Origin of the sequence: Hymenobacter siberiensis (assembly GCF_018967845.1) — a bacterium.
Taxonomy (GTDB): domain Bacteria; phylum Bacteroidota; class Bacteroidia; order Cytophagales; family Hymenobacteraceae; genus Hymenobacter; species Hymenobacter siberiensis.
Map to the genome: position 1 here is coordinate 4,562,967 of NZ_JAHLZZ010000001.1, position 25,010 is coordinate 4,587,976.

The 25,010-nt window shown below is 57.1% G+C and carries 22 protein-coding genes and 1 pseudogene; 10 read left to right on the top strand and 13 right to left on the bottom strand.

All coding sequences use genetic code 11. From position 1 onward, the window contains the following. Window positions 1–10: 10 nt before the first annotated feature. Window positions 11–490, bottom strand: coding sequence for a hypothetical protein (locus tag KQ661_RS20050; protein ID WP_216727856.1), 480 nt, complete (start codon window positions 488–490; stop codon window positions 11–13). Between the two features lie 68 nt (window positions 491–558). On the opposite strand from KQ661_RS20050, the gene KQ661_RS20055 reads away from it, so the two are divergent. Together KQ661_RS20055 and KQ661_RS20060 are read left to right on the top strand one after the other, a co-directional pair. Beyond that, entirely contained in the window at window positions 559–1,050 is a 492-nt protein-coding gene (locus KQ661_RS20055) for a transposase family protein (RefSeq protein WP_216685710.1), read from the top strand. Beyond that, the gene (locus KQ661_RS20060; RefSeq protein ID WP_216680677.1) at window positions 1,038–1,457 is read left to right on the top strand and encodes a transposase family protein; all 420 of its coding nucleotides are present in this window, start codon (window positions 1,038–1,040) and stop codon (window positions 1,455–1,457) included. Before KQ661_RS20055 ends, KQ661_RS20060 begins: the two co-directional genes overlap by 13 nt. 561 nt (window positions 1,458–2,018) lie before the next feature. On the opposite strand, the gene KQ661_RS20065 is transcribed toward KQ661_RS20060, so the two are convergent. From KQ661_RS20065 to KQ661_RS20075, 4 genes are read right to left on the bottom strand one after another with little or no spacing between them, the layout of a single operon-like run. Continuing rightward, complete coding sequence (locus KQ661_RS20065; RefSeq protein WP_216726821.1) at window positions 2,019–2,435, bottom strand: type II toxin-antitoxin system VapC family toxin; 417 nt, start codon at window positions 2,433–2,435, stop codon at window positions 2,019–2,021. Next, on the bottom strand, window positions 2,432–2,674 hold the full coding sequence (locus tag KQ661_RS20070; protein WP_216726822.1) for a hypothetical protein: 243 nt from the start codon (window positions 2,672–2,674) through the stop codon (window positions 2,432–2,434). The genes KQ661_RS20065 and KQ661_RS20070 overlap by 4 nt, the downstream gene beginning before the upstream one ends. Window positions 2,675–2,726: 52 nt before the next feature. Further along, window positions 2,727–2,861: a hypothetical protein gene (locus tag KQ661_RS22640; protein WP_262898308.1), complete on the bottom strand. Its 135-nt coding sequence runs from the start codon at window positions 2,859–2,861 to the stop codon at window positions 2,727–2,729. Window positions 2,862–2,878: 17 nt separating this feature from the next. Further along, window positions 2,879–3,442 (bottom strand): hypothetical protein, encoded by a 564-nt coding sequence (locus tag KQ661_RS20075; protein WP_216727857.1) that lies wholly within the window; start codon window positions 3,440–3,442, stop codon window positions 2,879–2,881. Window positions 3,443–4,112: 670 nt separating this feature from the next. Here KQ661_RS20075 and KQ661_RS20080 point away from each other — a divergent pair. Continuing rightward, complete coding sequence (locus tag KQ661_RS20080; protein ID WP_216727858.1) at window positions 4,113–4,763, top strand: T9SS type A sorting domain-containing protein; 651 nt, start codon at window positions 4,113–4,115, stop codon at window positions 4,761–4,763. Between the two features lie 82 nt (window positions 4,764–4,845). Here KQ661_RS20080 and KQ661_RS20085 read toward each other — a convergent pair whose 3' ends face one another. After that, window positions 4,846–5,781 carry an NmrA family NAD(P)-binding protein gene (locus tag KQ661_RS20085; protein ID WP_317196140.1) on the bottom strand — a complete coding sequence of 312 codons (936 nt, stop codon included), beginning with the start codon at window positions 5,779–5,781 and terminating at the stop codon, window positions 4,846–4,848. Window positions 5,782–5,984: 203 nt separating this feature from the next. Here KQ661_RS20085 and KQ661_RS22935 point away from each other — a divergent pair, with 203 nt between their 5' ends. The 4 genes and pseudogenes from KQ661_RS22935 to KQ661_RS20105 all read left to right on the top strand — a co-directional run bounded on the left by KQ661_RS22935 (window position 5,985) and on the right by KQ661_RS20105 (window position 9,874). Next, entirely contained in the window at window positions 5,985–6,233 is a 249-nt protein-coding gene (locus tag KQ661_RS22935; RefSeq protein ID WP_216727859.1) for a fibronectin type III-like domain-contianing protein, read from the top strand. A 73-nt stretch (window positions 6,234–6,306) separates the two neighbouring features. Then, window positions 6,307–7,098, top strand: coding sequence for an SDR family oxidoreductase (locus KQ661_RS20095; RefSeq protein WP_216690196.1), 792 nt, complete (start codon window positions 6,307–6,309; stop codon window positions 7,096–7,098). A 166-nt stretch (window positions 7,099–7,264) separates the two neighbouring features. Further along, window positions 7,265–8,322, top strand: a pseudogene (uxuA, locus tag KQ661_RS20100) (mannonate dehydratase). A gap of 85 nt (window positions 8,323–8,407) precedes the next feature. Continuing rightward, window positions 8,408–9,874: a hypothetical protein gene (locus KQ661_RS20105; RefSeq protein ID WP_216727860.1), complete on the top strand. Its 1,467-nt coding sequence runs from the start codon at window positions 8,408–8,410 to the stop codon at window positions 9,872–9,874. A gap of 135 nt (window positions 9,875–10,009) precedes the next feature. On the opposite strand, the gene KQ661_RS20110 is transcribed toward KQ661_RS20105, so the two are convergent. Further along, on the bottom strand, window positions 10,010–11,347 hold the full coding sequence (locus KQ661_RS20110; protein WP_216728019.1) for a PQQ-dependent sugar dehydrogenase: 1,338 nt from the start codon (window positions 11,345–11,347) through the stop codon (window positions 10,010–10,012). Between the two features lie 105 nt (window positions 11,348–11,452). After that, window positions 11,453–11,854: an NUDIX hydrolase gene (locus tag KQ661_RS20115; RefSeq protein ID WP_216690198.1), complete on the bottom strand. Its 402-nt coding sequence runs from the start codon at window positions 11,852–11,854 to the stop codon at window positions 11,453–11,455. Window positions 11,855–12,115: 261 nt separating this feature from the next. Here KQ661_RS20115 and KQ661_RS20120 point away from each other — a divergent pair, with 261 nt between their 5' ends. Both KQ661_RS20120 and KQ661_RS20125 read left to right on the top strand, forming a co-directional pair. Further along, on the top strand, window positions 12,116–12,475 hold the full coding sequence (locus KQ661_RS20120; RefSeq protein WP_216690199.1) for a winged helix-turn-helix domain-containing protein: 360 nt from the start codon (window positions 12,116–12,118) through the stop codon (window positions 12,473–12,475). A gap of 49 nt (window positions 12,476–12,524) precedes the next feature. Continuing rightward, a complete protein-coding gene (locus KQ661_RS20125; protein ID WP_216727861.1) occupies window positions 12,525–15,167 on the top strand; it encodes a TonB-dependent receptor in 2,643 nt (880 codons plus the stop codon). Window positions 15,168–15,243: 76 nt separating this feature from the next. Here the strand turns inward: KQ661_RS20125 and KQ661_RS22940 are convergent, their stop codons facing one another. The 5 genes from KQ661_RS22940 to KQ661_RS20150 form a co-directional block, all read right to left on the bottom strand. Next, window positions 15,244–16,839, bottom strand: a complete 1,596-nt coding sequence (locus KQ661_RS22940; RefSeq protein ID WP_269808171.1) for an OmpA family protein — start codon at window positions 16,837–16,839, stop codon at window positions 15,244–15,246. Between the two features lie 310 nt (window positions 16,840–17,149). Then, on the bottom strand, window positions 17,150–19,099 hold the full coding sequence (gene nuoL, locus KQ661_RS20135) for an NADH-quinone oxidoreductase subunit L (protein ID WP_216690201.1): 1,950 nt from the start codon (window positions 19,097–19,099) through the stop codon (window positions 17,150–17,152). A gap of 97 nt (window positions 19,100–19,196) precedes the next feature. Next, the gene (nuoK, locus tag KQ661_RS20140) at window positions 19,197–19,541 is read right to left on the bottom strand and encodes an NADH-quinone oxidoreductase subunit NuoK (protein ID WP_168673615.1); all 345 of its coding nucleotides are present in this window, start codon (window positions 19,539–19,541) and stop codon (window positions 19,197–19,199) included. Between the two features lie 352 nt (window positions 19,542–19,893). Beyond that, complete coding sequence (locus tag KQ661_RS20145) at window positions 19,894–20,313, bottom strand: transposase family protein (protein ID WP_216680677.1); 420 nt, start codon at window positions 20,311–20,313, stop codon at window positions 19,894–19,896. Then, entirely contained in the window at window positions 20,301–20,792 is a 492-nt protein-coding gene (locus KQ661_RS20150) for a transposase family protein (RefSeq protein ID WP_216686216.1), read from the bottom strand. The genes KQ661_RS20145 and KQ661_RS20150 overlap by 13 nt, the downstream gene beginning before the upstream one ends. Window positions 20,793–21,057: 265 nt before the next feature. Here KQ661_RS20150 and KQ661_RS20155 point away from each other — a divergent pair, with 265 nt between their 5' ends. Next, window positions 21,058–25,008: a beta strand repeat-containing protein gene (locus tag KQ661_RS20155; RefSeq protein WP_216727862.1), complete on the top strand. Its 3,951-nt coding sequence runs from the start codon at window positions 21,058–21,060 to the stop codon at window positions 25,006–25,008. Window positions 25,009–25,010: the final 2 nt, after the last annotated feature.

The following is a 25,010-nucleotide window of genomic DNA, read 5'->3' on the forward strand; positions in this document are numbered from 1 at the left end:
CGCACTTCACTCACTTCGCAACAAGTCTATTATAATATTGGTCTTCAGACTTCCGAAATAGATTAAGTATTTTATCGGTTCCTTTTTCGACGCTCTCAATGTCGCTAATATATTCACGAGTGTAAACCTGCATTACACCTAGAGTATGAGGCTTTTTCGTTAGCTTAAAACGTAAATTTTCAACAATCCTTGCAAGCCAAGGCCGATTGAAATTTTCATAAATTATGATTGCATAAACCAAAGCTCTTAGGTGAGGATGAACAAATTTTTTATCAATTACTTTTCCATATTCTTGCTTAAACCCCAAATACTTGCTTGTCAAATAGCCCTCTTTTCTTTTTATCGTACCATCTTGTGGCAATTCGATTTTATTAGCAACTTGATATAAGAAAACCAGAATTATTATCCAAATTTCATTTGCTACAGTCGTAAAATCAGGCAAAATATTTTGCTTGTTTTTTATGACTTTATCATAAAAGAAGTAAGTCAATAACATTAGACTTGTTGCGAAGTGAGTGAAGTGCGGAATTTTCGACAAACTGTACTTAAATTTAGAACATGAACTTTTCCGTAAAAAACCTCACTACTTCGCGTAAATGGCGTGCTGCCACGGGACTCACGGCGGAGCGTTTTGCGCAGCTTTTGGCGCATTTTAAGCAGGCGTATTTTCGGTTGAATGGAACAGATATGATTGAACGTGGGGCTTTTGCGCCGTATGAAGTAGTCCTTAAAACAGAAGAAGAATTACTGCTTTTCACCCTATTCAGCTTCAAAGCAAACTTGACGTATGATTTGTTGGGATTGGTCAGTGGGATGGACGGTTCCAACGCGAAACGCAACCAGGAATTAGGCATTACGGTGCTCCAAGAAGCGCTGGAGCAAACCGGGCATGCGCCAAAGCGGGAATTTACGACAGTGGCCGAATTTGAAGCCTATTTTCAGGAACACGAGACGTTATTGGTCGATGGAACGGAGCAACGCAAGCAACGACCAGGAAATAAAGAGATGCAAAAAGACTACTATAGCGGTAAAAAAAAATGCACGCCGTAAAAGAGATAGTTATTTCAACGACCATTCGCTGGATTGGTTTTATCAGCCGTTGTTACGGCGGAAGACACCACGACTACAGTGTGCTAAAAAGCATTTTACCAGTTGATAAAGAGTGGTTTAAAAAGTTCAAGGTGCGGTTGGACCTGGGGTTTTTGGGCTTCGCGAAAGACTACGTTTGCCGGAAAGTTTTTATTCCTATCAAAAAGCCGAAAGGGAAAGAACTCACCGATGAGCAACGAGAAATAAATACAAAACAAGCAAGTGAACGAATTACCGTAGAGCATAGCATTGGCGGATTGAAACGTTATCGAATTTTGGAAGACCGATTACGTTTGCATAATTTGAACCTGTACAATGACGTGCTGGGAGTGTGTGCGGGCTTGTGGAATTTCAGCTTAAATCTTTGATTAATAGCTCGCAACAAGTCTATTATACTCGCCCAATACAAAATCTGCCTTCCCCAGTTAAGCAAAAGCCCTCTTCCTGTTGCGATATTGAATCCAAGCCTGAACAATATATAGTATAGGCTTACTAAATAAAATTTGTCAACATATTTATCTAATTCAATTGCATACAGTATTGTAGCAACAATAATTGAATAAACTAATGGGGTTAATACCCTTAAAACAAAATTGAAAGCAGGAGCTTCTTCTGCCTTCGCAAACATCGATATTGATATATAACCAACCGAATAAGAGTGTTTCCCTATCCAGTTGATGATAAAAAACAAAACAATTCCTAACCAAAACTGAACAAGTACAACGTCAAGAGGCATAAATATTGGCAGCAAATGTTAAATTTTCCGTGGCAAGCTACTTCATAAGCTTCGGTTTCTCCCGCAGCGAGCGCGCGGGACGATGGTGGTTAGCAAGCTACTCAGAAGCTCCTGTTTCTTCAGCGGCGCGGGCGGCGGGCGGAGCGGCGGGGGCCGAAGCGCTAGTTTCTGCAGCGGCGGGCGCAGCGGGGTATTACGGATTGTCAATCCAGTTTTCCAGCGGCAGATTAGCGAGGCCGGCGAAGTGGCGGGTGTTGCGCGTAACCAGCATGAGGCCGTGGCGGAGGGCCGTGCAACCTATCATCAGGTCGAAGTCATCGACGGGACGGCCAGCGCGGCGCAAGCGGGTTTTCTCAGCGGCGTAATGCTCAAAGCAGTCCGCAATGGGTAAAATATGGCCTTCAAAGGCAGTGCGTAGCCCATTTAGCGCCAGTCGGTTGGCGGCCTGCTTAGTTGGGGCACTGTTGGCCACGCCGTACAGCATTTCGGCGATGGTCAGCTCACTGATAAAGCAATTGTCGAAACCAATGCTGTCCAGCTTTTCGACAATGCCGTATTCGTTTTTGGTGAAATGAATGCAGATATTAGTATCCAGCAAATAGAAGCTCATAGCTCTACGTCGCGGTCGCGGAAGTGCCGCGATTCCATTAACATCTTATTGATTTCATCCCCGCTCTCGTCGGACTGCCAGGAACCCGCAAACGCCAGAAAGCGCCGCCGCCGCTCATCCTCGGAAATAGTAGCAGCCGGAGGTGTGGTAGTAGCTTTCACGCCCAGCCGTTGCGCCAGACTTAGTAGCAAGTGCAGGTCAGCGTCATTCGTTGGCTCTAAAACAAGTGTAGGTGTCATATGTGGCAGATGCTGAACGACGAAAAGAAACGATGCTGCTTCCAAAGCTAAATTACGCAGAAGCTGCCGTTTCCTCAGCGGCGAGGGCGGCGGGTGGGGCGGCAGGATGGGGCGGGAACAGCCCTTGTAGGGCGGAGGTGTAGGCGGCGGGCGCGGCGGGGATGGCCGGCACTATTGCTTCCCACATTCTACTCTGATGAGCCCTTACGTCGTAGCATGCGGCAGTGGGGCTATTTTCCGCAGCAGGGTATAGAGCGCGTGGTAAACCTCCCGTAGCTCGGCAGGGTCGGTGAGGGCTGTTTCCTTGGTGAAGGTGAGGTACACGTTGGCACCGGCCTCGTGGGAGGCGGGCGCCAGCGTGAGGCGGCATTGCTGGTGGCGCAGCAGGGTCTGGCGCAGGGCCGCATCGGGCAGTAGCAACTCGCGCAGGGCGGCCACATCGTTGGTGGTGATGATGAAGGCGGCGTCCAGCTCCGGGTCGCCCAATTCCACATCGGTCATGCCCAGCAGCTTGCCCAGCTCGTGCAGCCAGTCCTGCTCGTGCAGGGCAAAGTGCAGGGGGGTATGGTTGGGCACCAGGGCGGCCATTCGGGTGCTCTGAAAACCGCCCTCGAAGCCGCCGCCCAGGTCAATCTCGATATCCAGCTGCATGTGGTAGCCGTCCTGAATCAACTCGGCGGTGTAGTCGAACAAGTTGCCTTCCTGGGTAATATTAGCGGCTACCTCCTGCCAGAGGGTGGCTTCCGTATCGGCGGAAAAAATGTGCACGTTGCTCATAAGCGGGAGAATAGGCAGGCAATAAAGCCTGGTTTGCGGTTTACACAGAGATACTGCGTTGCGGGGGCAGAAGTTGCCGGCTGGCCGCACGCCTCTCCACAATGACGCACGCTTGTAGCGCGTGCCCGACACTATAGCGGAGTAGTGCCACCATTGGCGCACAGCAGCAAGCGTCCCGGACACAAGGCATTGGCAAGCAGCGCGCGGGACCGGGAGGCACTGCCCCGGCATTCCCGGCACACGTTTGTGAGCTTACGCCAATGCAGGTGAAGCTGCTGGTTTTTTCTACCAGCAGCCACCGGGCAGGCTGGCGGCAGGCGGCGGAGAGGGCTCTTTGCGGCAGCACCGTGAGGCAATTTCGCTTGACAGCGCACACAATTCGAGCAAAAATTCAGAAAACGGCCTTTTTATTTTGCCGGATAGCAATATTTTATTGGCAAAAGCCCCTCCAAAGTGCAAACGTTTGTACCTCCTCCAAACGGCCCTGAGAAGGTATGTAAGCCAACTACTTTCGGGCCGTGAGGTAGCTTGACGGAATATATCTTAGCATAGCATTACTCATTCAGGCCAAATTTTTTGTATCACGCCAGGTACAATAAAACACAATTCCGACTTACTTTTGATGCACAATTCCCAACCAACATTTTCAACCATTACCCATATGAAAAAATCTACGCTTAAGTTCGGCTTTTTGCTGGCTTTCCTGTTCTCGGCCACCGTTTCGATGGCACAAACAATTACGACCCTGGGCATCATCGGTTCGGCCACGGCCAACGGCTGGACCGCCTCGACGTCCATGACTCACCTTACCACAAGCAACGGCCACGACTGGTCAATTACGCTACCTCTGACAGGGAGCGGCGCAGTGAAATTCCGGACGAATGACGACTGGGCAGTAAACTGGGGCGGCACTGGCCTTTCCGGAACTGGCACGCAAGGTGGTGCCGACATTGTAATAACTAACTCGGGTAACTACACTGCTCGGATTAATGATGCGACCGGTGTTTATTCGATTGTGCTGGCAACTGCTACGGCTACCCAGTCGGCCAGCGCAGCTATCCTGAAAATGGCCGTTTCGCCGAACCCCGCTTCGGGAACGGCCAGCGTATCGTACGAGCTGCCCGCTACGGCTACGGCCGCCATCACGGTGCAGAACCTGATGGGCCAGTCGGTACGTCAGTTCTCGGCCGTACGCCAGAACGCCGGCCTGCAAAGCCAGAGCCTGCCCCTGCAGAACCTCGCCTCGGGTATCTACCTGGTGAAGCTGGAGACCGGCACCCTGACCCAGACCACCCGCCTGGTGGTAGAATAGTGTTTGCCGCCCGGGGCTGATGAAGCCCGGGGTTTTTGGCCGCCCCCGCCCCGCCCGGAAACGGATGGAGCGGGGGCGGTTTTTATTTGCGGGCAGCCAGTACTTCGCGCACCGGCGTCCAGCGAATTTCGGGGTAGCGGGCATTGTCGAGCGGGGTGAGCTTGGGCCTGCCCGTGAACATGTTGTGCAGGTACTGCATGCCCTGCCAGGGCGGAAACACGTCGTCGGAGGTCGGCATGAGGGTTTTGGTCACTTTTATCATCGTGCCCAGCACCCACAGGCCGCCCACCCGCAACAGTTTGAAGGGAGTGCCGGTGGCGGCAGTGGCGGCTTTTTGCAGGCCCCGGATGCTGGCTACCTCGCCGGCCACGCGCAGGTAGCGGGGCGTGGTGGGGTCGAGGGCGGCGGCGGCCGTGAACTCGGCGGTATTGGCCGTGGTGGTGAAGTCGAGCGGCTGGTCGGCATCGCCGTAGTAAAGCACCCGCTTCAGACCGAAGAGCACCACGGGGGCCTGCCCGGTGAGCAGGTCGGTGAACATGCCGTTGAGGATGGACGTGGCGTGGATGGGGGCCTGGTCGAGCCGCTGATTGAACTCGCGGCGCAGGTCGAGGTTGCGGTTGGAGCCGGCGGGCAGCTTGGTGTAATCGATGCAGTAATCCGACGGGATGAAGCGGGGCACGCCGGCCGCCACGGCCGCGTCGAGCAGGCGCTTTTGGGTACCCACAATCACCTCGCGCAGCCCCGACAGGGCTGACACCACGCAGGCCGCGCCCGCGCAGGCCTTGGTGAGGGCCGTGACGCTGTTGAAATCAACCGGTACAATATCGGCCCCCAGGTCCTGCAGGGCCGTGACTTCCGGCTTGATATTGCCCACCCGCACCAGCGCCCGCACGGATGCACCACGCTTCAGCAGCTCTTGGGCAATGCGGAAGCCAAGGTCGCCGGTGGCCCCGGCCAGCACGATGGGGGCCGGCACGGCCCCAGGGCGGAGCGGGGGATTTGATTGATGTTGTGCCAAAGCGAAGCAGGGAATTTACTGGATGGAACTTCCCGGCGGGAGGCGGAGCGTTGCCAGTACGCCGGCCGCAAGCTACGGCCAAACCACACGGTTTCAGTGGCCCTCGCTTGCCGCGTGGCGGCGGGCCATCAGCTGCGCTACGCGGCGAGCGAGGGTGGGTCAGCTTCACCCTCACCAACACCGAAAAAACAGCTGGCGAAGAAGTGGCCCAATTATACCTCCGCGACCCCGTGGCCTCCGTAGTACGCCCGCTCAAGGAGCTGAAGGATTTCCGCAAAATCAGCCTTAAACCCGGCGAAAGCAAAACCGTGACCTTCACCATCGACAAAGCCAAGCTGGCCTTCTACAACGCCAAGCTGGAGTGGCAGGCCGAGCCCGGCAAATTCAACCTCATGGTGGGCAGCGCCTCGGATGATATCCGGCTGGAGGGCGCGCTGGAGCTGCTGCCATAACTGCCGCCGCCCCGGTCGGACCGCCTAGGGCGGTCAGACCAGACCAGCATCAACTTCTACATATCAACACCTTATGCCTTTCCTATCCCAATTCTTGCTCGCCGATAAAGTCGTCGTTATCACCGGGGCCACCGGCGTACTGGGCGCGTCGATGTCGCTGGCCGTGGCAGAGGCCGGTGCTAAAGTGGCCATTTTGGGCCGCAACGCCGAGCGGACCGAGGCGCGCGCCGCCGCCATCCGGGCCGTGGACGGCGAGGCGCTGGTTATCCTCGGCGACGTGCTGGATACCGGCCAGATGAACGCCGCCTGCAACACCATTAGGAGCACCTGGGGCCGCATTGATGGGCTGGTGAATGCGGCCGGCGGCAATATGCCCGGCGCCACCGTCGGCCCCGGCCAGGACCTGTTCGACGTGGGCATCGAGGACACGCGCCGGGCCGTTGATTTGAACCTGTTCGGCACCGTGATTCCGACCACCGTTTTCGGCCACGTGATGGCCGACCAGGGCACGGGCTCCATCGTTAATATTTCCTCCATCACCGCACAGCGGCCCCTCACCCGCGTGCTGGGCTACACACCCTGGATGGCCACCGAGCTGGGCCTGCGCTACGGCGGCGGCAGCCGCATGAATGCCATCGCACCGGGCGTGTTCCTCACCGAGCAAAACCGCGACCTGCTCATCGCCGCCAACGGCTCGCACACCGAGCGGGCCACCAAGTTTATCAGCCACACGCCCTTCCAGCGCTTCGGCGAGCCGGAGGAGCTGACCGGCACGCTGATTTACCTGCTCAGCAACGCCTCGCGGTTTGTGAACGGTGAGACGGTAGTAGTGGATGGCGGCTTTAATGCCTACAGCGGCGTCTAGTCCGTTTATTTTGAACGAAAAAAGAACATCATGCCGAGCGTAGCCGAGGCATCTCGCGTGCAATAGTAATCCAATCGTTTCAACGTCATTGATTAGTGATGGCACGCGAGATGCCTCGGCTGCGCTCGGCATGACGTTTTGGTAAAAACCCAACCCCTCCCCTACAATGCCCATTATCCAAAGCTGGCGCTGGTACGGCCCGAACGACCCCGTAAGCCTCGCCAACATCCGCCAGACCGGCGCGACCGACGTTGTTTCGGCCCTGCACCACATCCCGAACGGGGAGGTATGGACGCGGGCTGAAATCCAGCAGCGCCAGGCAATTATCCGCGCCGCCGGCCTGACGTGGAGCGTGGTGGAAAGCGTGCCCGTGCACGAAAGCATCAAAACCCGCACCGGCCATTTTCAGCACTATATCATCAATTACCAAGAGTCACTGCGCAACCTGGCGGCCTGCGGCATCTACACGGTGACGTATAATTTCATGCCCGTCCTGGACTGGACGCGCACCGATTTGGCCTACGAAGTCGAGGACGGCTCCCGCACCCTGCGCTTCGATAAAGCGGCCTTTGTGGCCTTCGATACGCTGCTGCTGAAGCGCCGGCCTGCCGGGCAGTGAGGAGAGCTTCACGCTGGAGCAATTCCAGCAGGCGCTGGATGCTTATGACGGCGTCGACGCGGCCCGGCTGCGCGAGCATCTGATTCTGTTTCTGCAGGAAATTGTGCCGGTGGCTGAGCGGGCCGGCATCAACCTCGCCATTCACCCCGACGACCCGCCCTACCCCATTCTGGACCTGCCCCGCGTGGTGAGCACCGGCGAAGACGTGGCCGCCCTGGCGGCCACGTCTTCGCTGGCCAACGGCCTGTGCTTCTGCACCGGCTCGTTTGGCGTGCGGGCCGATAACGACCTGCCCGCCATGATACGCCGGTTTGCTGACCGTATCCACTTCATCCATCTGCGCAGCACCCAGCGCGATGCCGATGGCAACTTCTACGAAGCCAACCACCTCGAAGGCGACGTGGATTATGTACGCCGTGATGCGCGAGCTCATCCAGGCCATGCGCCGACGCAACATGAGCCTGCCCATGCGCCCCGACTACGGCCACCAGATGCTCGACGACCTGCACAAGCACACCAATCCCGGCTACTCGGCCATCGGCCACCTGCGCGGGCTGGCCGAGCTGCGCGGGCTGGAAATGGGCATCAGTCGCAGCCTGGCCTAGATTCCAGGGTTTGCCGGCCCGGCTTAGTGTAATTTTGGCCGGCCCGGCCGCAATGGCCGGGCTCGTTCTACCCCAATTGCGCCGTATGCTGAAGCGAAACTGGCATTATCTCCTGCTCCTTTTTCTGATTGGCGATTTAGCGTACTCCGGCTGGCAATATTTTCAGTTTCCCCTCGATGGCGACCTCGCGGCCATTGTGCTACCGGGCAAGGCCTACAGCACGGTGCTGCACGACCCGTTTGGGCTGCGGGCGCTGCTGGGGCATGAGCGCTACCCGGCCCCCAACCGGTTTTTCGCGCACCTGCTCCTGCATGAGTATTTCCGGCGCGTACCCCTACTGCTGCAAGGCGCGCTCAGCCCCCTCGACAGCGTGTACGCGGCGGGCGCCCTGCTGAAGCTGGCCGTGCACACGCTGCTGGTGTACGTGCTGGCCGTGGTCATCAGCAATTCCCGCAACGTGCTGTGCCGCAGGTTTCTACTGGCGGCAGTCCTCATTACCCCGCTTTTGCAGGCCGAGGGCTACGGCGGCCAGATGGGCGTCATCGACTGGTCGGTGACGTACGCGGCCTTCTACGCGCTGCCCATGAGCCTGCTGTTGCTGTTTTTTCTGCCGTTTTTGCGGGCGGCGCTGCATGGCACGCCGTTGCGCTTGTCGGCGCTGGAATATGCGGGGCTGCTGGGGCTGGTGGTGGTACTGGCCCTGAACGGGCCGATTATTCCGGCCGTGGTGCTGCTGGTGTGCCCCACGGCGCTGCTGCTGGCCTGGCGCGGGCACTTTGCCACGCTGGCTAGTGGCCTGGGCTGGTTTCGGCGGGCCACGGTGGCCGTGGGGGCGCTGCCCTGGCGCAAGGTCAGCTTGTTTGTCCTGTTCAGCGCCCTGAGCCTGTATTCGCTCTACATTGGTCGGAATAATTCCGAAAACGAGTGGGCCGTTATTCCCCTGCCCGAGCGCTACGCCCGGTTGCCCTTTGGGGTCTACGATGAGCTCACGGGCAAGCTGGGATTGCCTCTGCTGCTCATCATGCTACTGGTTAATGCCTGGCTGATAGCCCGCTCCGTACGCACGCCACTGGGAGCCAAAGCCCAGCGGGCGCTGCAATGGCTGGGCGTGTTTGCGCTGGTATACATCCTACTGCTGCCATTGGGTGGCTACCGCGCCTACCGGGAAAACGTTATCCGGCGCGACAGCATTCTACCCATTATTCTGGGCATGATTGGCTGCTTTGCCTTGTCGGGCTACTACCTGCTTACGCACCTGCCAGCCGTGGCCCGGCGGCGCTACGCGGCGGCCATGGCCGTTTTCGCAGCCATATTCACGGTGGCCGACAAGCCCCGGGCCCGCGATTTCAACACCTGCGAGCGGCAGCAATTCGCCACGCTGGCCCAGTCGGCCGCGCCGGTAGTGCTGCTGCCCTCCGACTGCCCCCTCATGAGCTGGGAACCGCTTACCGACTATCGCAGCTCGGATATAAACACCGCAATAATGTACCATTGGGGCATTATCAAAACGCCCCGGCTGTATTACCAAAAGCCCTTTCCCGCCGCGAACTGAGGCTTACTTGGCACCTATCCGAATAGCACGTCATGCAGAGCGGAACGAAGCAGCTTTACTGCAACAGTAACCATGCTATTGCAGTAAAGCTGCTCCGCTCTGCATGACGTGCTTTTTAGCGCCTATTTGAATGGGCTACTTGGCCACACGCACGCGCCAGATTTTATCCCCGGCGTCGTCGGCCACCAGCAACGAGCCGTCGGGTAGCGTGGCCACGCCCACCGGCCGGCCGTAGGCATCCCCCGAATCGCCACCGGCCAGGAAACCGGTCAGAAAATCCTCCGGCTGGCCGGGCCGACCATTGGCGAAGGGCACGAACACAACCTTATAGCCCGAATACTGCTTGCGGTTCCAAGAGCCGTGCTCGCCAATGAACGCCCCGTTGTGGTACCGGGCGGGGAAAGCGTCCTTTTCATAGAATGCGAGGCCGAGGGCCGCCACATGCGCCCCCAGCGCTACATCGGGCACCAGGGCTTTTTTCACCAGGTCGGGCCGCTCGTTTTTGCGGCGGGGCTCTTCATTCTGGCCGAAATACGAGTAGGGCCAGCCGTAGAAGCCGCCCTCCTGTATGCTGGTGAAGTAGTCGGGCACCAGCTCATCGCCCAGCTCGTCGCGCTCGTTCACCACGGCCCAGAGCTTGCCGGTGCCGGGCTGCCATTGCAGGCCAATGGGGTTGCGCAGGCCGCTGGCAAATACTTTTTCGCCCGTGCCGTCGGGATTTATCTGGAGAATGTTGGCGCGGCGCACTTCTTCCTCGGCTCCGTGCTCCTGCACGTTACTGGCCGAACCCACCGTTACGTAGATTTTGGAGCCGTCGGGCGCGGCCAGCAGGTTACGGGTCCAGTGGTTATTGTAGCCGCCTTGGGGCAGGCCCAGAATGCGCTGGCCCGTGCCCGTAATTTTGGTAGCGCCCGGCTGGTACGGGAAGCGCAGCACGCCATCGGTGTTGGCCACGTAGAAATAGTTACCCATAATCAGCATCCCAAACGGCTGGTTCAGGTTGGCCAGGAAGGTGGTGCGCAAGTCGGGAATGCCGTCGTGGTTGGTATCGCGCAGCAGGGTGATGCGGTTGGCGCTGTGGTCGCGCAGTGAGCGGGACTTGTCGAGCTTCAGCGCGGCCACTATTTTGAGGGGCACGCTCATGGCAATGGTACTGGCTTCAGCCACCAGCACGTCGCCGTTGGGGGCCACGTACAGCCAGCGCGGGCCATCCAGCTGGCCGGCATACTCCGCCACCGTAAAGCCGGCGGGGGCCACGGGGGTTTTACCGGCCGGCCAGGGCTGAATATTCACCCGGTTGGAAACGGATTTGGTGGCGTATGGCGCGGGCAGATACACGGAGTCGGCCATGGGCGTGGTCACGGTTTGGGCCGGCGTGTTGGCGGCAGCTTCCTGCTTTTCCTGTTTGCTGGGGCCAGCGCAGGCGGCCAGCAGGCCTAGGCCGGCCAGCAATAGCGGCGCATTTTTTGACATCATAGCGGAGAAATAAGTGAGCCCGTGCGGCCGGATGGGGGCGCAGCAGGGCTTCTATTTTTACTCCCGGATGCCGAATTGGTTACGCCTCAGCTTGCTGCTGCCTCACTCGGCCAGTAACCCCTGCGCTTGCAGCCAGTCAAAAATCAACTGGTCTACGGCCGATACCTGGGCGCGGTGCCGGTAAGTCAGCCACGTTACTTCCGCAATTTCGGCGGCCGGCTGCAGCGTACCGCTGTAGCCGGCGTAGTAGCAGGCCATGCGCACCAGCACGCCCGCCGGGTGCCCGTGGGCGGGGGCCTCAAACGTGCCGGCGTGCACCAGGCTGGCCGGGTCGAGGGCCACGGTCAACTCCTCTTCAATTTCGCGCAGCAGCGTTTGGGCATCGGTTTCGCCGGGCTCCCGCTTGCCGCCGGGGAAGTAATACCGGTCTTTACCGTGGCTGCGGGTGCTCAGCACCGCACCATCGCGCAGGTGCAGCCAGGCTATTTTATCAATTACTGACATTGGGAGAAGGAAGGTTAATCTGAAACCATTAAGCCGAAAAATGCTGCCTTGTTCGGGCCAACGCCATCAGCACAGCGGCCTGTAACCAGATTGTGCCGCTTTTTTTCATAGGCGGTAACAATACGCAATAAGCCGGGGCTAACGGGTATAGCCGAAAGATAGCAACGGCATCGGGGGCCGTGGGGGTGGAAAATACCCGGCAGATGCAGCAACTGCTGTAGCATGGCTCCGGCAAGGGGCCGTTGCGTGTATCATTGCCGGATGAAATCCCTGCTGCGGCCCACCCACTCCTATCGCCTCAACGGCCGCCTCTGGCTCGAAACCGACGACGGCCGGTTCCTCGGCATCGGCCGGCTGGAATTGCTGGAGCACATTGCCGCGCTGGGCTCCATCTCGAAGGCCGCGCAGGCCATGGGCATGTCCTACAAGCGCGCCTGGGATTTGGTGAGCTCCATGAACGCGCAGGCTACCACCCCGCTGGTGAGCACCCAAACCGGCGGCTCCAAAGGCGGCGGGGCAGTGGTGACGGCCGCCGGCCAGGCCGCCATTGTGGAGTTCCAGGCCCTGCAAGCCCGTTTTCAGGAATTCATGGCGCGCGAAACAAACCGACTGCACGAGTAGTTGGCAGGCAGCAATCCGTTATATATTTACGGATATAACGTTTGTTTTTATGCGTTCCTGTTTACTCTTTGGCCCCCACCCGGTGCTGTTTGCGGCGGCCTGGCTACCCGTTTTTGCCGCGCAGGGCCAGCAGATAGCTCCGGCCGATACGACCCACCAGAAAGTTGATTTGGAGGAAATAGTGGTATCCGCTTCCAAAGTCGAGGAGGGCTTTTTGCAGTCGCCGGTGACGGTGGAAAAGCTCAACGCGCGGGCGCTGCGGCTCACGCCCGCACCGTCGTTTTTCGATGCCATTGAGCACCTCAAAGGCGTGCAGGTGATTACGCCCAGCCTGGCTTTCAAGGTGATAAATGCTCGGGGCTTCACCAACACCACCAATGTGCGCTTTGCCCAGCTCGTGGATGGCGTGGACAACCAGGCCCCGCACATCGGCGGGCCAATTGGGAATATCCTGGGGCCGAGCGATTTGGATATCATGGCGGTGGAGATTGTACCCGGCACGGCCGCCGCTCTCTATGGGCTGAACGCTATCAACGGGCTAGCCAACTTCCGGACGAAAAACCCCTTCAGCTCCGAGGGCCTGAGCGTGCAGCAGAAAACCGGCGTCAACCACGTTGGCGACCCGTATAGCGGGGCCAAAATCTTCTCCGAAACCAGCCTGCGTTACGCCAGGGTGCTGGTGGCCGATAAGCTGGCGCTCAAGATGAACGGCACTTTTCTGCGCGGCTACGACTGGGTGGCCCACGACCAGACCGACATCAACCCCAACGGCAACGCCACCACCGGCCTGTTTGGGGCCAGCAACCCGGCCCAGGACCAAGTGAACCGCTACGGCAACGAGTCGTCGGACCGCCGCAACCTCACACTGGGGGGCAAGAGCTACTCGGTGGCCCGCACCGGCTACGACGAGCGGGATTTGGTCGATTACAACCTGCAGACCCTGAAGGCCGACGCGGCGCTGCACTACCGCTTCCGGCCCGGCACGGAGCTGGCCTACACCTACCGCGTAGCCGGTTTCGACAATGTATACCAGCGCTCCAACCGCTTCCGGCTGCAGGACTACCGCTTGCAGCAGCACGCTCTGAGCCTGATCACGCCCGTGGTGCAGGCCCGCGCCTACTTCACCCGGGAAAATACCGGCCGCAGCTACAACCTGCGCTCGATGGGCGAGAACATCGACCGCAGCTACAAGCCGGACAATGCCTGGTACGGCGACTTTGCCACGGCCTGGAACGCGGCCACGGCCGGCGGCCAGCCCGTGCCCCAGGCCCTGGCCAGTGCCCGAGCCGCCGCCGATGCCGGCCGCCTCCAACCCGGTACTACGGCATTCAACCAGCGCCTCAGCCAGCTGCAGGACGTGAACAACTGGGACGTGGGCGCGGCCCTGCGCGTGCGGGCCAGCCTGTTGCACGCCGAGGCCCAAGCCAACCTGGCCGAAGCCCTGCGGCGCGGCGGCGCGCACCTGCCCGCCACCCTCGACCTGCTGGCCGGGGCCGACCACCGCACCTACATCGTGGTGCCCGACGGCAACTATTTCATCAACCCCAACCCCGGCAAAGACCCACTCAATGACAACCTGACCTACTCCAAAACGGGCAGTTTTGTGCAGGCCGGCGGCCGGTTCTTCGCCGAGAAGCTGCGCCTCACGGCCACGCTGCGGGCCGATAAAAACGACTATTTCAATCTGAAAATCAACCCGCGCTTCACGGCCGTACTCTCGCCCACGCCGCGCCAGAACTTCCGCCTCAGCTATCAGAGCGGCTACCGATTCCCGAGCCTGTTCGAGGGCTTCTCGAATGTGAACAGCGGGCAGGTGAAGCGCATTGGCGGGCTGCGGGTGATGTCGGATGGCGTGTTTGAGAACAGCTACCTGCGCAGCAGTATCGACCGCTTCAACGCGGCCGTGACGGCGGGCATCAACGGCACGCCGGGCCAGACGCGCGCCCAGGCCATTGCCGCCAGCCAGGGCTTGCTGGTGAAAAACCCTTACACCTACATCAAACCCGAGCACATACGCTCGCTGGAGGCCGGCTACAAGGCTACTTTCGGGCCGGGCGGCCGGCTGCTGGCCGATGTCGATTTTTACTATAATTCCTACCGCGATTTTATTGCGCAGGTAGAGGCCTACGTGCCGGTAGCTTCCGGCGGCGGCGCACCCCTGCCGGCCAATGCTGACCTTAACGCCATCGCCACGGCGCTCAATAACACGAACCTCACCGGCCCGGCACCTACCCAGGCCCGCTACCGCCTCTGGACCAACTCGCAGAGCCAGGTGTATAACTATGGCGGCTCGCTGGGCCTGCGCTACGAGTTGCCCGGTGGCTACCTCGTGGGGGCCAACACCACCTATACCCGCCTCGACCGCACCGAAAACGGCGACGGCCTCGAAGATGGCTTCAACACCCCGCGCTGGGCCTGCAACCTGAGCCTGGGCAACGAAAACGCCTACAAGAACTTCGGTTTCGGCCTCAACTACCGCTGGCAGCAGGACTACTACTCCCAGACTTTTCTGGTGAACGGTACCGTGCCGGCCTACCACACCCTCGACGCTCAGCTCAGCTATTCCGTGCCCGCGCCCAACCTACGCTTCAAGCTGGGTGCCAGCAACCTGCTCAACCGGTATTATGTGTCTTACCTCGGCGGCCCAAGCGTGGGCGGATTATATTATCTATCCGCAACGTATTCGATATAAACATTCGATATAAACACAAAAAAGGCCCGCTCTCATCGAGCGGGCCTTTCTAGTTAGCGCTTGCCACGAGGGCAATCTACTTGCGCTTCATCGGAGCCTTCTTAGCAGGTGCTTTCTTGGGCACTACTTTGTTAGCACGGGTCGGTACGGGCTTGCCGGCAGCCTTAATTTCCGTGATGGTGGGCGCCGCGCCATACTTCACTTCGGCGGCATTGGTTTCGCCGGTGAGGTAGGGGTCGAAGTCAACCCGACGGTTCAGCGCCTGGCCAGCAGCCGTAGCGTTGTCGGCAATCGGCTTGGTTTCGCCGTAGCCACGAGCCTCAATACGGTCGGCCGGGATGCCTTTGCTCAGCATATAGGCACGGGCAGCGTTGGCACGCTCGTAGCTCAGGCCCAGGTTGAAGTTATCAGCGCCTTTGCTGTCGGTATGGCCGGCAATGCTGAGGCTGTAGTCCGGGTAGTCGTTCATAATCTGCACCATCTGCTCCAGCTTCGGATACGACGAGGCCTTAAGAGTAGCCTTGTTGAAATCGAAGTTGATATACTTGGTGGCTTCGTTCAGGATTTTCTTGGCTTCAGCCTTAATCTCGGGGCAGCCTTTGTTGCTGGCGGGGCCGGCACGGTCGGGGCAACGGTCCTGGTAGTCGGGTACACCGTCGCCGTCACGGTCAAGCGGGCAGCCATTGGCATCCACGCTCACACCAGCTGGCGTGTTGGGGCACTTATCGTTCTGGTCGATTACGCCGTCGTTGTCGGAATCGGGGCAGCCTTTCAGCTCAGCTTTGCCGGGGGTATCGGGGCAAGCGTCGTCAGCATCGGTCACGCCGTCGCCGTCACGGTCGGGGCAGCCCTGCAGGGCGGCCACGCCTTTCACGTCGGGGCACTTATCCTGGTAGTCGGGAATGCCGTCGCCGTCTTTGTCGAGCGGGCAGCCATTGGGGTCAACGGCTACGCCGGCCGGGGTGCCGGGACACTTATCCTTCTTGTCCGAAACGCCGTCTTTGTCCTCGTCCTGCATCTTGCCCAGTGCCACCGTAATACCGGCCTGATGCAACAGGAACCGGTCATACAGCTTATCGCTGGGGCTACTCAAGTTGTCTACGCGCTCGGTGAAGGGGTAGTGCTGGCTGGTAGTCAGGTCCAGATACACAGCAGCGCTCAGACGAAAGCGCAGGCCGGCCAAGCCAAATACCTCGGGCCGACGAATCTGCGTAACCCCAAAGCCTTTACCGGAAACCTGGCCCGAGCTGTTGGCCAGGAACATGCCGGCGCCGCCCATCAGGTAAGGCTGAATGAAGGCGTCTTCTTTCAGAATCTTACCGTTGTTGAGCTTGAGCTTCAGACCCAGGTCCACCATGCCGATACGGGCCTCAAAGTTGGAGCCTGTGTACAGCTCACTGCTGTACTTGTAAGTTTCGTAGTAGCCTAGCACAGCCACGTCGAACGATGGCGACAGGTAACGCGTGATGGTGCCGCCGCCGCCCACCGACAGGTCGTTGCCGGAGCGGTTCCAGAAGTCGGAACCCATGTTGCCGCTGTACTGCAGCAAACCGATGTTTGCACTCAGCGCCGTTTTGCGGTCGGCGGTTTGGGCTTGAGCACCCGGAGCTGCCATGCCGAGCATGACTGCTCCCAAGGCGAGGCCACGTAGGAGATTAGGTTTTGAGGCCATAAGTTTTAGGTTTGGAGATAGATGTATCATTCGCCGCGAGCCAGTCGGCCCACGTTGCTTCAGATGTTGTCCTATACCACTTTTAGCTAAAAAAGTTGCTATCCTAACCCTGCAAGTCCTAATTATTAAAACATAAATATTTTATAAATCAGGCACTTGCCAAACTAAATATTTGGCTTTCTCCAGCCATCAAAAGTTTCATTCACTTAAATAGGGCCATTTTTTAGCCGGCCAGCCGACCGGTTATTACAGAAAAAGCCACCTGTTTTCACAGGCGGCTTTCCCAAAAAATACCAAGCGAATTCCAGCTTTAGAACCGGCCAAAATTCAGCCCCAGAATCAGCACAATACCCACAACCATCAGTATCAGATAGGTTTCAACGGCCCCGGTCTGCACGTAGCGCAGCAGCTGGCCGCCGCCATTCACAGCGCGGCCAAAAACACCCACCACAGGGTTAATAACGCCGTTTTCCACAAACTTGTACAACCCCATCGACAGTGCCATAACGGGCCGCGTGAACAGGTTGTTATACAGTTCGTCGATGTAGTATTTGTGGTACACCAGGCTCTCGGGGGCCGAACGCTGGGCCTCGTCTTCGGCGGGGCGCTGGGCGCGGGCCACATACATCACATAAGCCAGAATGATGCCCAACAAACCTGCCCCTACCGAGAGGCCCATCAGCATGTATTCAGTCCCCTTGTCCAGCTCGGCCGAGAAAACCTCGGGCATCAGCCGTTGCGAGTAGGTGAAAATCGGAGCCAGATACTCGGCCAGATAGTGGTGACCGCCCGTGAACATGGGCGCGCCCATGAAACCACCCACAGCCGCCAGAATGGCCAGCACAATGAGCGGAAAAGTCATCGAAGCGGGCGATTCGTGCAGGTGATGCTTCTGCTCCGCAGTACCCCGGAACTCGCCGAAGAAAGCCAGAAACAGCAGGCGGAACATGTAAAAAGCCGTGAGGAATGCCGTGAGCAAGCCCATGGCCCACAGCACTTTGTTGTGCTCAAAGGCGTGCGCCAGGATTTCGTCTTTGGAGAAGAAGCCCGAAAACGGCGGGATGCCCGAAATAGCCAGGCAGCCAATCAGAAACGTGAGGAAGGTGATGGGCAATGCCTTGCGCAGGCCGCCCATGCGGCGCAGGTCCTGCTCGTTGCTCATGGCATGAATAACCGAGCCGGCCCCGAGGAACATCAGCGCCTTGAAGAAGGCATGGGTGAGCACATGAAACAGGGCCGTGGAGTAGCCCATCACGCCCAGCGCCAGGAACATATAGCCCAGCTGCGAAACGGTGGAGTAAGCCAGCACTTTCTTGATATCGTTCTGGGCCAGGCCAATGGTGGCGGCAAACAGCGCCGTGGCCGCGCCTACAATGGCCACTACCTGCAGCGTATCGGGCGAGAGCGTGAACAGCACATTGGCCCGCAGCACCATGTAGATGCCAGCCGTAACCATGGTAGCGGCGTGGATAAGGGCCGAAACCGGCGTGGGGCCGGCCATAGCATCGGGCAGCCAGGTATAGAGCGGCAGCTGCGCCGATTTGCCCATTGCGCCCACAAACAGCAGCAGCGTAATGGCCGTACAAATGCCCACGCCATACGTACCAAACTGGCCAAGGCTGGCCTTCTGGAACACCTCGGCGTATTGCACCGAGTTGAAGGTGAGGTAAATGAGAAAGATACCAAGCAGAAAACCCAGGTCACCAATACGGTTGATGATGAAGGCTTTTTTAGCGGCGTTGTTGTAAGCGGTGTTCTTGTTCCAGAAGCCGATGAGCAGGTAAGAGCACAAGCCCACGCCTTCCCAGCCGATAAAAAGGATGACGAAGTTAGCCCCCATCACCAGCAGCAGCATACTGAAAATGAACAGGTTCAGGAAGCTAAAGAACTTGCCCACGTTCTCGTCGTGGTGCATGTAGCCGATGCTGTAGACGTGAATCAGGAAGCCCACGCCCGTCACCAATAGCAGCATTATCAGGCTGAGCTGGTCAATCTGGTACTGAAACGGAATCTGCAGCGAGCCCACCGAAATCCATTCGAATAGCTGCACGGTGTACTGGTACTGAAAATTCAGGAACAGCACCAGCGAAATCAGGAACGAGCCCAGCACCGTGGCGCTGCCAATGAGGCCGGCCACGGTGCCGGACAGCTTCCGGTTCAGCAGCCCGTTCAGCAGAAAGCCCAGGAAGGGCAACAGCGGAATGAGAACGTAGAGCAGCGTGGGGTAAGGGGCGTTGGCGCCGGGAAGAACGGTTTCCATTGATAAGTAAGTAACTGAGTAAGTAAGTAAACGAGTGCGGACATGAGCAAATCGAGGTAGCGGCCGGTAGCCGTTACTCATTTACTCACTTGCTCATTTACCATTTTAGCCTACTCAGCAGGTTGACGTCGGTGGTCTGGAAGTTGCGGTAAATCATGACGATGATGCCCAGGCCGACCGAGACTTCGGCAGCAGCCACGGCCATGATAAAGAACACGAAAATCTGGCCGTTGGGGTCGGAGCGGTAGGCCGAAAAGGCCGTCAGCAGGATGTTCACGGCATTGAGCATCAGCTCCACACACATGAAGATGATGATGGCATTGCGCCGCACCAGCACGCCCGTGACACCGATGGCAAACAGGGCCGAGGCGAAAAAGACGTAGTACTGGAGCGGAACGGTCCGAATGACTTCGGGGATGGTTTGGGAAACAGTTGGGTCCATACAGGAAGAGCCGGCAAATGGGCAACGTGCAGCCGGCCGGCCGGCAAAGGTACCCGAAAAACCACCAGTCAAAAAATCATAATAAATGACCATCGCCGTGGTGTGCCCTGCGAATGCATCTCCTATTTACCAACGTCTAAAACGAATACTGCACATAATCTGTGCGGCAATTAATACCGGTGAAAAGCGCTCAACTAAACAATCATTAATTATCAATAATAACCATATTCAAGATAAATCGCATTAAAAACATAATCAAAATAATACAATTCCAGTTTCCGGAGACAAAACTCCAGAAATTGTACTTAGCCTTTTTCCAGATACCTCTATTAGACTTGTTGCGAGCTATTAATCACAGATTTAAGCTGAAATTCCACAAGCCCGCACACACTCCCAGCACGTCATTGTACAGGTTCAAATTATGCAAACGTAATCGGTCTTCCAAAATTCGATAACGTTTCAATCCGCCAATGCTATGCTCTACGGTAATTCGTTCACTTGCTTGTTTTGTATTTATTTCTCGTTGTTCATCGGTGAGTTCTTTCCCTTTCGGCTTTTTGATAGGAATAAAAACTTTCCGGCAAACGTAGTCTTTCGCGAAGCCCAAAAACCCCAGGTCCAACCGCACCTTGAACTTTTTAAACCACTCTTTATCAACTGGTAAAATGCTTTTTAGCACACTGTAGTCGTGGTGTCTTCCGCCGTAACAACGGCTGATAAAACCAATCCAGCGAATGGTCGTTGAAATAACTATCTCTTTTACGGCGTGTATTTTTTTTTACCGCTATAGTAGTCTTTTTGCATCTCTTTATTTCCTGGTCGTTGCTTGCGTTGCTCTGTTCCATCGACCAATAACGTCTCGTGTTCCTGAAAATAGGCTTCAAATTCGGCCACTGTCGCAAATTCCCGCTTTGGCGCATGCCCGGTTTGCTCCAGCGCTTCTTGGAGCACCGTAATGCCTAATTCCTGGTTGCGTTTCGCGTTGGAACCGTCCATCCCACTGACCAATCCCAACAAATCATACGTCAAGTTTGCTTTGAAGCTGAATAGGGTGAAAAGCAGTAATTCTTCTTCTGTTTTAAGGGCTACTTCATACGGCGCAAAAGCCCCACGTTCAATCATATCTGTTCCATTTAACCGAAAATACGCCTGCTTAAAATGCGCCAAAAGCTGCGCAAAACGCTCCGCCGTGAGTCCCGTGGCAGCACGCCATTTACGCGAAGTAGTGAGGTTTTTTACGGAAAAGTTCATGTTCTAAATTTAAGTACAGTTTGTCGAAAATTCCGCACTTCACTCACTTCGCAACAAGTCTATTAAAGATAATTGTGCTTTTGACTTGATGAGAGCCAAAGTTGCTTTTTCTAACGGATTAATTATGCAAAATTCGTATAGTGTAAAACTATAACCACATTTCCTCATCCACTAATTTGCGCTTTTACCAAATCATTCACCATTCCTTCTTTTCATGAAATCATTCTTACTTGGATTATTATCCATATTCTGGAGTACGCTTGCAATGGGTCAGACCTTGTATACGTTCAATGGCGGCGGCACTACTGGCCTGTGGACTGACGCGGGCATCTGGACGACTGACCCTACGGGCTCAACGAGCATAAGCCCCCGCCTGCCAACCAGCAGTGATAACGTGGTAGTGACTAACAGCTTTGTTGTCACGCTCAGCAGCAAACTGCTGGCAGGTGCAACCCCCGCCAGCATTACCATCCAGCGGGGTGGGGTGCTGGACCTGACCAGCAAGACTTTTACCCCAGCGGCCCCTGCCTTCACGGGGACGCTAGGTCGCCTGGCTGGCCAGGGCACCCTTCGCATTGCGGCCCCTTACTTCCCAGCCGTGACGAACAACGATTTTGATGACCCTAATACAGGTACGGTCGAGTTTTACGACTGGACCACTACTACTTCGGCTTTGCCCCTGCCTGCCTCGGGCATGTACAATAGCCTGCGCCTGCTCAATACCACGGGTACCGCTTATACTGCCTATCTAGATGGGGACCTGAAGGTCAATGGCAACATGGTACTATCGCGCTCCAACACTACTGCTTTTCCCTCCGGCAACTCCAATGCCAACGCGACAGCAGCTACCGCCAACGCCGGCATTTTATTTAGAATCGGAAACGCGGCGGCCAGCCGTGCATTAAGCATTTATGGTGACATTACGATTGGAGCAGGCACGTTTTTGGGCGTTGGCACCACCAACAGTAGTACGCATATACTGACGGCGTACGGTAGTTTCATCAATAACGGAACGGTAAACCTGCACAATGGAACCGCTAACGACAATCAAGTAGCCACGCTTGTATTTTCGGGCGCTAGCAACGCCATTTTTGCCTGCAATGGCGACACCGACCTCGATATTCTGAAAGTTGATAAGGGCACCGACAGCCAGGTACTGCTTAACATCACATCTGCCGCTGGCTTATACGGCAACGCCCAAGGCAACTTGCGCCTCAATCACTTTGGTAGTGCCCGGCTGCTGGAACTGGCTAATGGAGTCACTAAAATCAACAGCGGCGTTTATCTGGCCAAAATTCATAATGGCACCTTTGCTGGTACTGGCGCTAATACAGGCTATTATGAGCTGGGGTCTACTACTACTAGCCCCACTTTGTGGGTGGCTGGTGGTACCGTAGTAAATACGAATGCGCTAGCGTTTGTTATTTATGGCACTTTACGTGTTTCTGCGGGCCTGCTCACATCAGTTACCTCCGATGCCATGGTTGTTCGGGAAGATGGTCAGATTCTTATTGAAGGCGGCAGAGTAACCGTCGACAAATTCCGTCCTTCTAGTACCTCTTCCGACCACCGGGGCTCTTTTATTATTACAGGAGGCACTTTTGAAGCAATTGGCACCTTTGCAGGAACTGGCGCAACTACGAATTTTGCCCGCTTTGCCATTCCTTACCAATCTCAGGCGTTCCGGATGACGGGTGGAACTATTCGCGTCGCGAACCCGGCAAACTGTACGGGCCTGTTTCACATCGGAGTAAACAGCAATAATGCCATTGTAACGGGAGGTATCATTGAATTACAGCTGCCAAACACTAATACAGACGCTAGTATTCTCACGACGGCTCCCCTGTGGAATCTACTTATCAAAAAGCCAACGCTCTCGGGTGGTTCAACCAGCAAGGCGGTGCTGGCCAACATCACATCGGAATACACCACGGGTGCCACTAATAATGCCCAGCCCATCACGGTGCTGAACAATTTCACGCTCGACGCCACTAACCCTACCACGTTTGATGCCAAGTCACTGGATGTAAACATCCAGGGCACGCTCGTTATCGGCGCGAACTGCTCCTACCTACCCGGCAATAATACAACCATCTTCAGCGGCCCACAAAACCAGCTGCTGACAAACAACGGCACCATCGGGACCACAGCGGGCGTCGGCACGTTCAACAACTGGACCATGGATAAATCGGCCGGTACGCTTACGTTGGGCGGCACGGTAACGACTTACCGGGTGCCGGCCACAGCCACGCTGGCGCTACTCAAGGGCGTGCTGAACGATGGTACGAAGACCATCAACGTGCTGGGCAATCTGGTGAATTCGGCCGCGCACACCAGCGCGGGCGGCGCGGGCAGCATTGTGCTGGCTGGCACCGCCAACCAAACGGTGAGCGGCGATGGCACCGGGGTATTTGGCAACCTTACAATCAATAATTCGAGGGCCACAGGCACCGTGGCGGTTACGCTAACGGCCAACATGAGCGTCGCCAGCACACTCATGTTGCTTAGCAACAACATTCTCGCCATTGGCTCAAACCGCTTAGCCTTGACGAATGTGCAAACAGATGCTTTGGGTACGGGTAATACCTTCTCTACGTCGTGCTTTATCCAGACATCTGGCAATCAGAGCGATTTGGGCCTGCAGAAAACATATGGCAAGGGCGACTCCTTCACTTTCCCGGTTGGGACGGGCCAAGGCGGCACGGCACGCTATGCACCAGCCAAAATTGAGTTGCGCCTAGCCTCTTCCGACCCGCTCGACAAGTTTGGGCGGGTAAGCGTGAGCCCGGTGAGTTCCCGCAATCCTTTTGTGACGGGTACTACCAATTCGCTGGCTTACTACTGGAAGGTTCGCAGTGCTGATTTTGGGTCTATTCCGGCTTCTTCGGTGTACGAACAGTTCACCATGACCAACGCGGTTGGTACCGGCACGGTGGCCAATTACGTACCTGCCCGCTACTTGCCCATTACCTGGATGAAATACCCTGCCAATGGCATGAGCGTTGGCGCTAGCCTTTCCTTTATCAACTTCAACGCCATCGATGATTTCGCTGGAGAATTCACGGCCGGCGAACCGACCGCGTTTGGCCCCATCACGGCTTTCTACAGCCGCACCAGTGGCAACTGGGAAGTACCCACTACCTGGAGCACCACCGGCTACAACGGCACGGCGGCAACTGCGGTGCCCGGTGCCGGCAACCCGGTGTTTATCGGCTCAGCTGCTGACGGGGCCAACCACACGGTGACCGTGACGGCCGACAATGCCAAAGCCGGCTCGCTGGTGATTGACAACGGCTCGACACTGGATGCGCAGGCCTTCACGGGGCTAAATTTTGGGGCCCTGCCGGACTCGAAGCCGGGCGGGTCGGGGGTGCTGCGTATTGCATCGGCTACCGTCCGTTCGGGGAAAAATAATGGCAATAATTCCTACGTGTACACCACTACTACTGTATTCCCAGGCGGTGATTTTGGGTCTTTCCTACAGGCTGGCGGCGGTACCGTTGAGTACTACACGACGACGACTCCCTACGTTAGCGACACGCCTGCTTATAACCAAGATGTGACGCTGCCCACGACCTCTTCTACGGGCCTATCGCTCAATTCTTACAACAGCCTGTGGCTGAATGCCATTGTAAACACCACCATCACGCTTCCTGGCCTGAACTTGCAGGTTTACTCGCAGTTTAAGTCGGGCACAGCTTCCAGCTTCGTGGGTGATGCTTACCTGAGTGGAGCCGCAACCGGAGATTTGCGCACCGGCTCGATGCTCGTGCAAGCCGGCGGCCTGCACTTTAACAATGGCACCGTTTGTAATCTTACGGTCGACACCGATGTGCAGGTTAACAGCGGGGCCACTTTCGACACCAATAGCGCGGGCGCAGCCGTCACGAACAATATTATCGTGAACGGCTCCATCACCAACAATGGCACGCTAAATTTCAATACCGGCGGCAAGACGGCCGCCCTTACTTTCACTGGCGACCAGACGGCTAACATCACGGGTCCTACGGCCAGCGCAACCACCCTGTACTCGCTCACCGTGAACAAGGGTACTGGCCGCACGGCCACACTGAACCTGGACGTGGCGGGCCCCCCTAACTACGCCCACCAGCAACTGGCTGACCCTGACCAACGGCACGCTGCGCTACGCCAAGAATTCGGGCACGCAGCCCCTGACCATTCACAACGCGGCCAGCCCCTATCTCATCACCGATAACG

Bases quoted from the DNA above. Each gene is read 5' to 3' on its own strand.
- KQ661_RS20115 (WP_216690198.1), bottom strand. From the start codon at position 11,854: ATGTCAGTAATTGATAAAATAGCCTGGCTGCACCTGCGCGATGGTGCG.
- KQ661_RS20150 (WP_216686216.1), bottom strand. From the start codon at position 20,792: ATGAACTTTTCCGTAAAAAACCTCACTACTTCGCGTAAATGGCGTGCT.
- KQ661_RS20105 (WP_216727860.1), top strand. From the start codon at position 8,408: ATGCTGAAGCGAAACTGGCATTATCTCCTGCTCCTTTTTCTGATTGGC.
- KQ661_RS20095 (WP_216690196.1), top strand. From the start codon at position 6,307: ATGCCTTTCCTATCCCAATTCTTGCTCGCCGATAAAGTCGTCGTTATC.
- nuoL (WP_216690201.1), bottom strand. From the start codon at position 19,099: ATGGAAACCGTTCTTCCCGGCGCCAACGCCCCTTACCCCACGCTGCTC.
- KQ661_RS20120 (WP_216690199.1), top strand. From the start codon at position 12,116: ATGAAATCCCTGCTGCGGCCCACCCACTCCTATCGCCTCAACGGCCGC.
- KQ661_RS20155 (WP_216727862.1), top strand. From the start codon at position 21,058: ATGGGTCAGACCTTGTATACGTTCAATGGCGGCGGCACTACTGGCCTG.
- KQ661_RS20070 (WP_216726822.1), bottom strand. From the start codon at position 2,674: ATGACACCTACACTTGTTTTAGAGCCAACGAATGACGCTGACCTGCAC.
- KQ661_RS22940 (WP_269808171.1), bottom strand. From the start codon at position 16,839: ATGGCCTCAAAACCTAATCTCCTACGTGGCCTCGCCTTGGGAGCAGTC.
- nuoK (WP_168673615.1), bottom strand. From the start codon at position 19,541: ATGGACCCAACTGTTTCCCAAACCATCCCCGAAGTCATTCGGACCGTT.
- KQ661_RS20125 (WP_216727861.1), top strand. From the start codon at position 12,525: ATGCGTTCCTGTTTACTCTTTGGCCCCCACCCGGTGCTGTTTGCGGCG.
- KQ661_RS22640 (WP_262898308.1), bottom strand. From the start codon at position 2,861: ATGTGGGAAGCAATAGTGCCGGCCATCCCCGCCGCGCCCGCCGCCTAC.
- KQ661_RS20065 (WP_216726821.1), bottom strand. From the start codon at position 2,435: ATGAGCTTCTATTTGCTGGATACTAATATCTGCATTCATTTCACCAAA.
- KQ661_RS20080 (WP_216727858.1), top strand. From the start codon at position 4,113: ATGAAAAAATCTACGCTTAAGTTCGGCTTTTTGCTGGCTTTCCTGTTC.
- KQ661_RS20060 (WP_216680677.1), top strand. From the start codon at position 1,038: ATGCACGCCGTAAAAGAGATAGTTATTTCAACGACCATTCGCTGGATT.
- KQ661_RS20055 (WP_216685710.1), top strand. From the start codon at position 559: ATGAACTTTTCCGTAAAAAACCTCACTACTTCGCGTAAATGGCGTGCT.
- KQ661_RS20110 (WP_216728019.1), bottom strand. From the start codon at position 11,347: ATGTCAAAAAATGCGCCGCTATTGCTGGCCGGCCTAGGCCTGCTGGCC.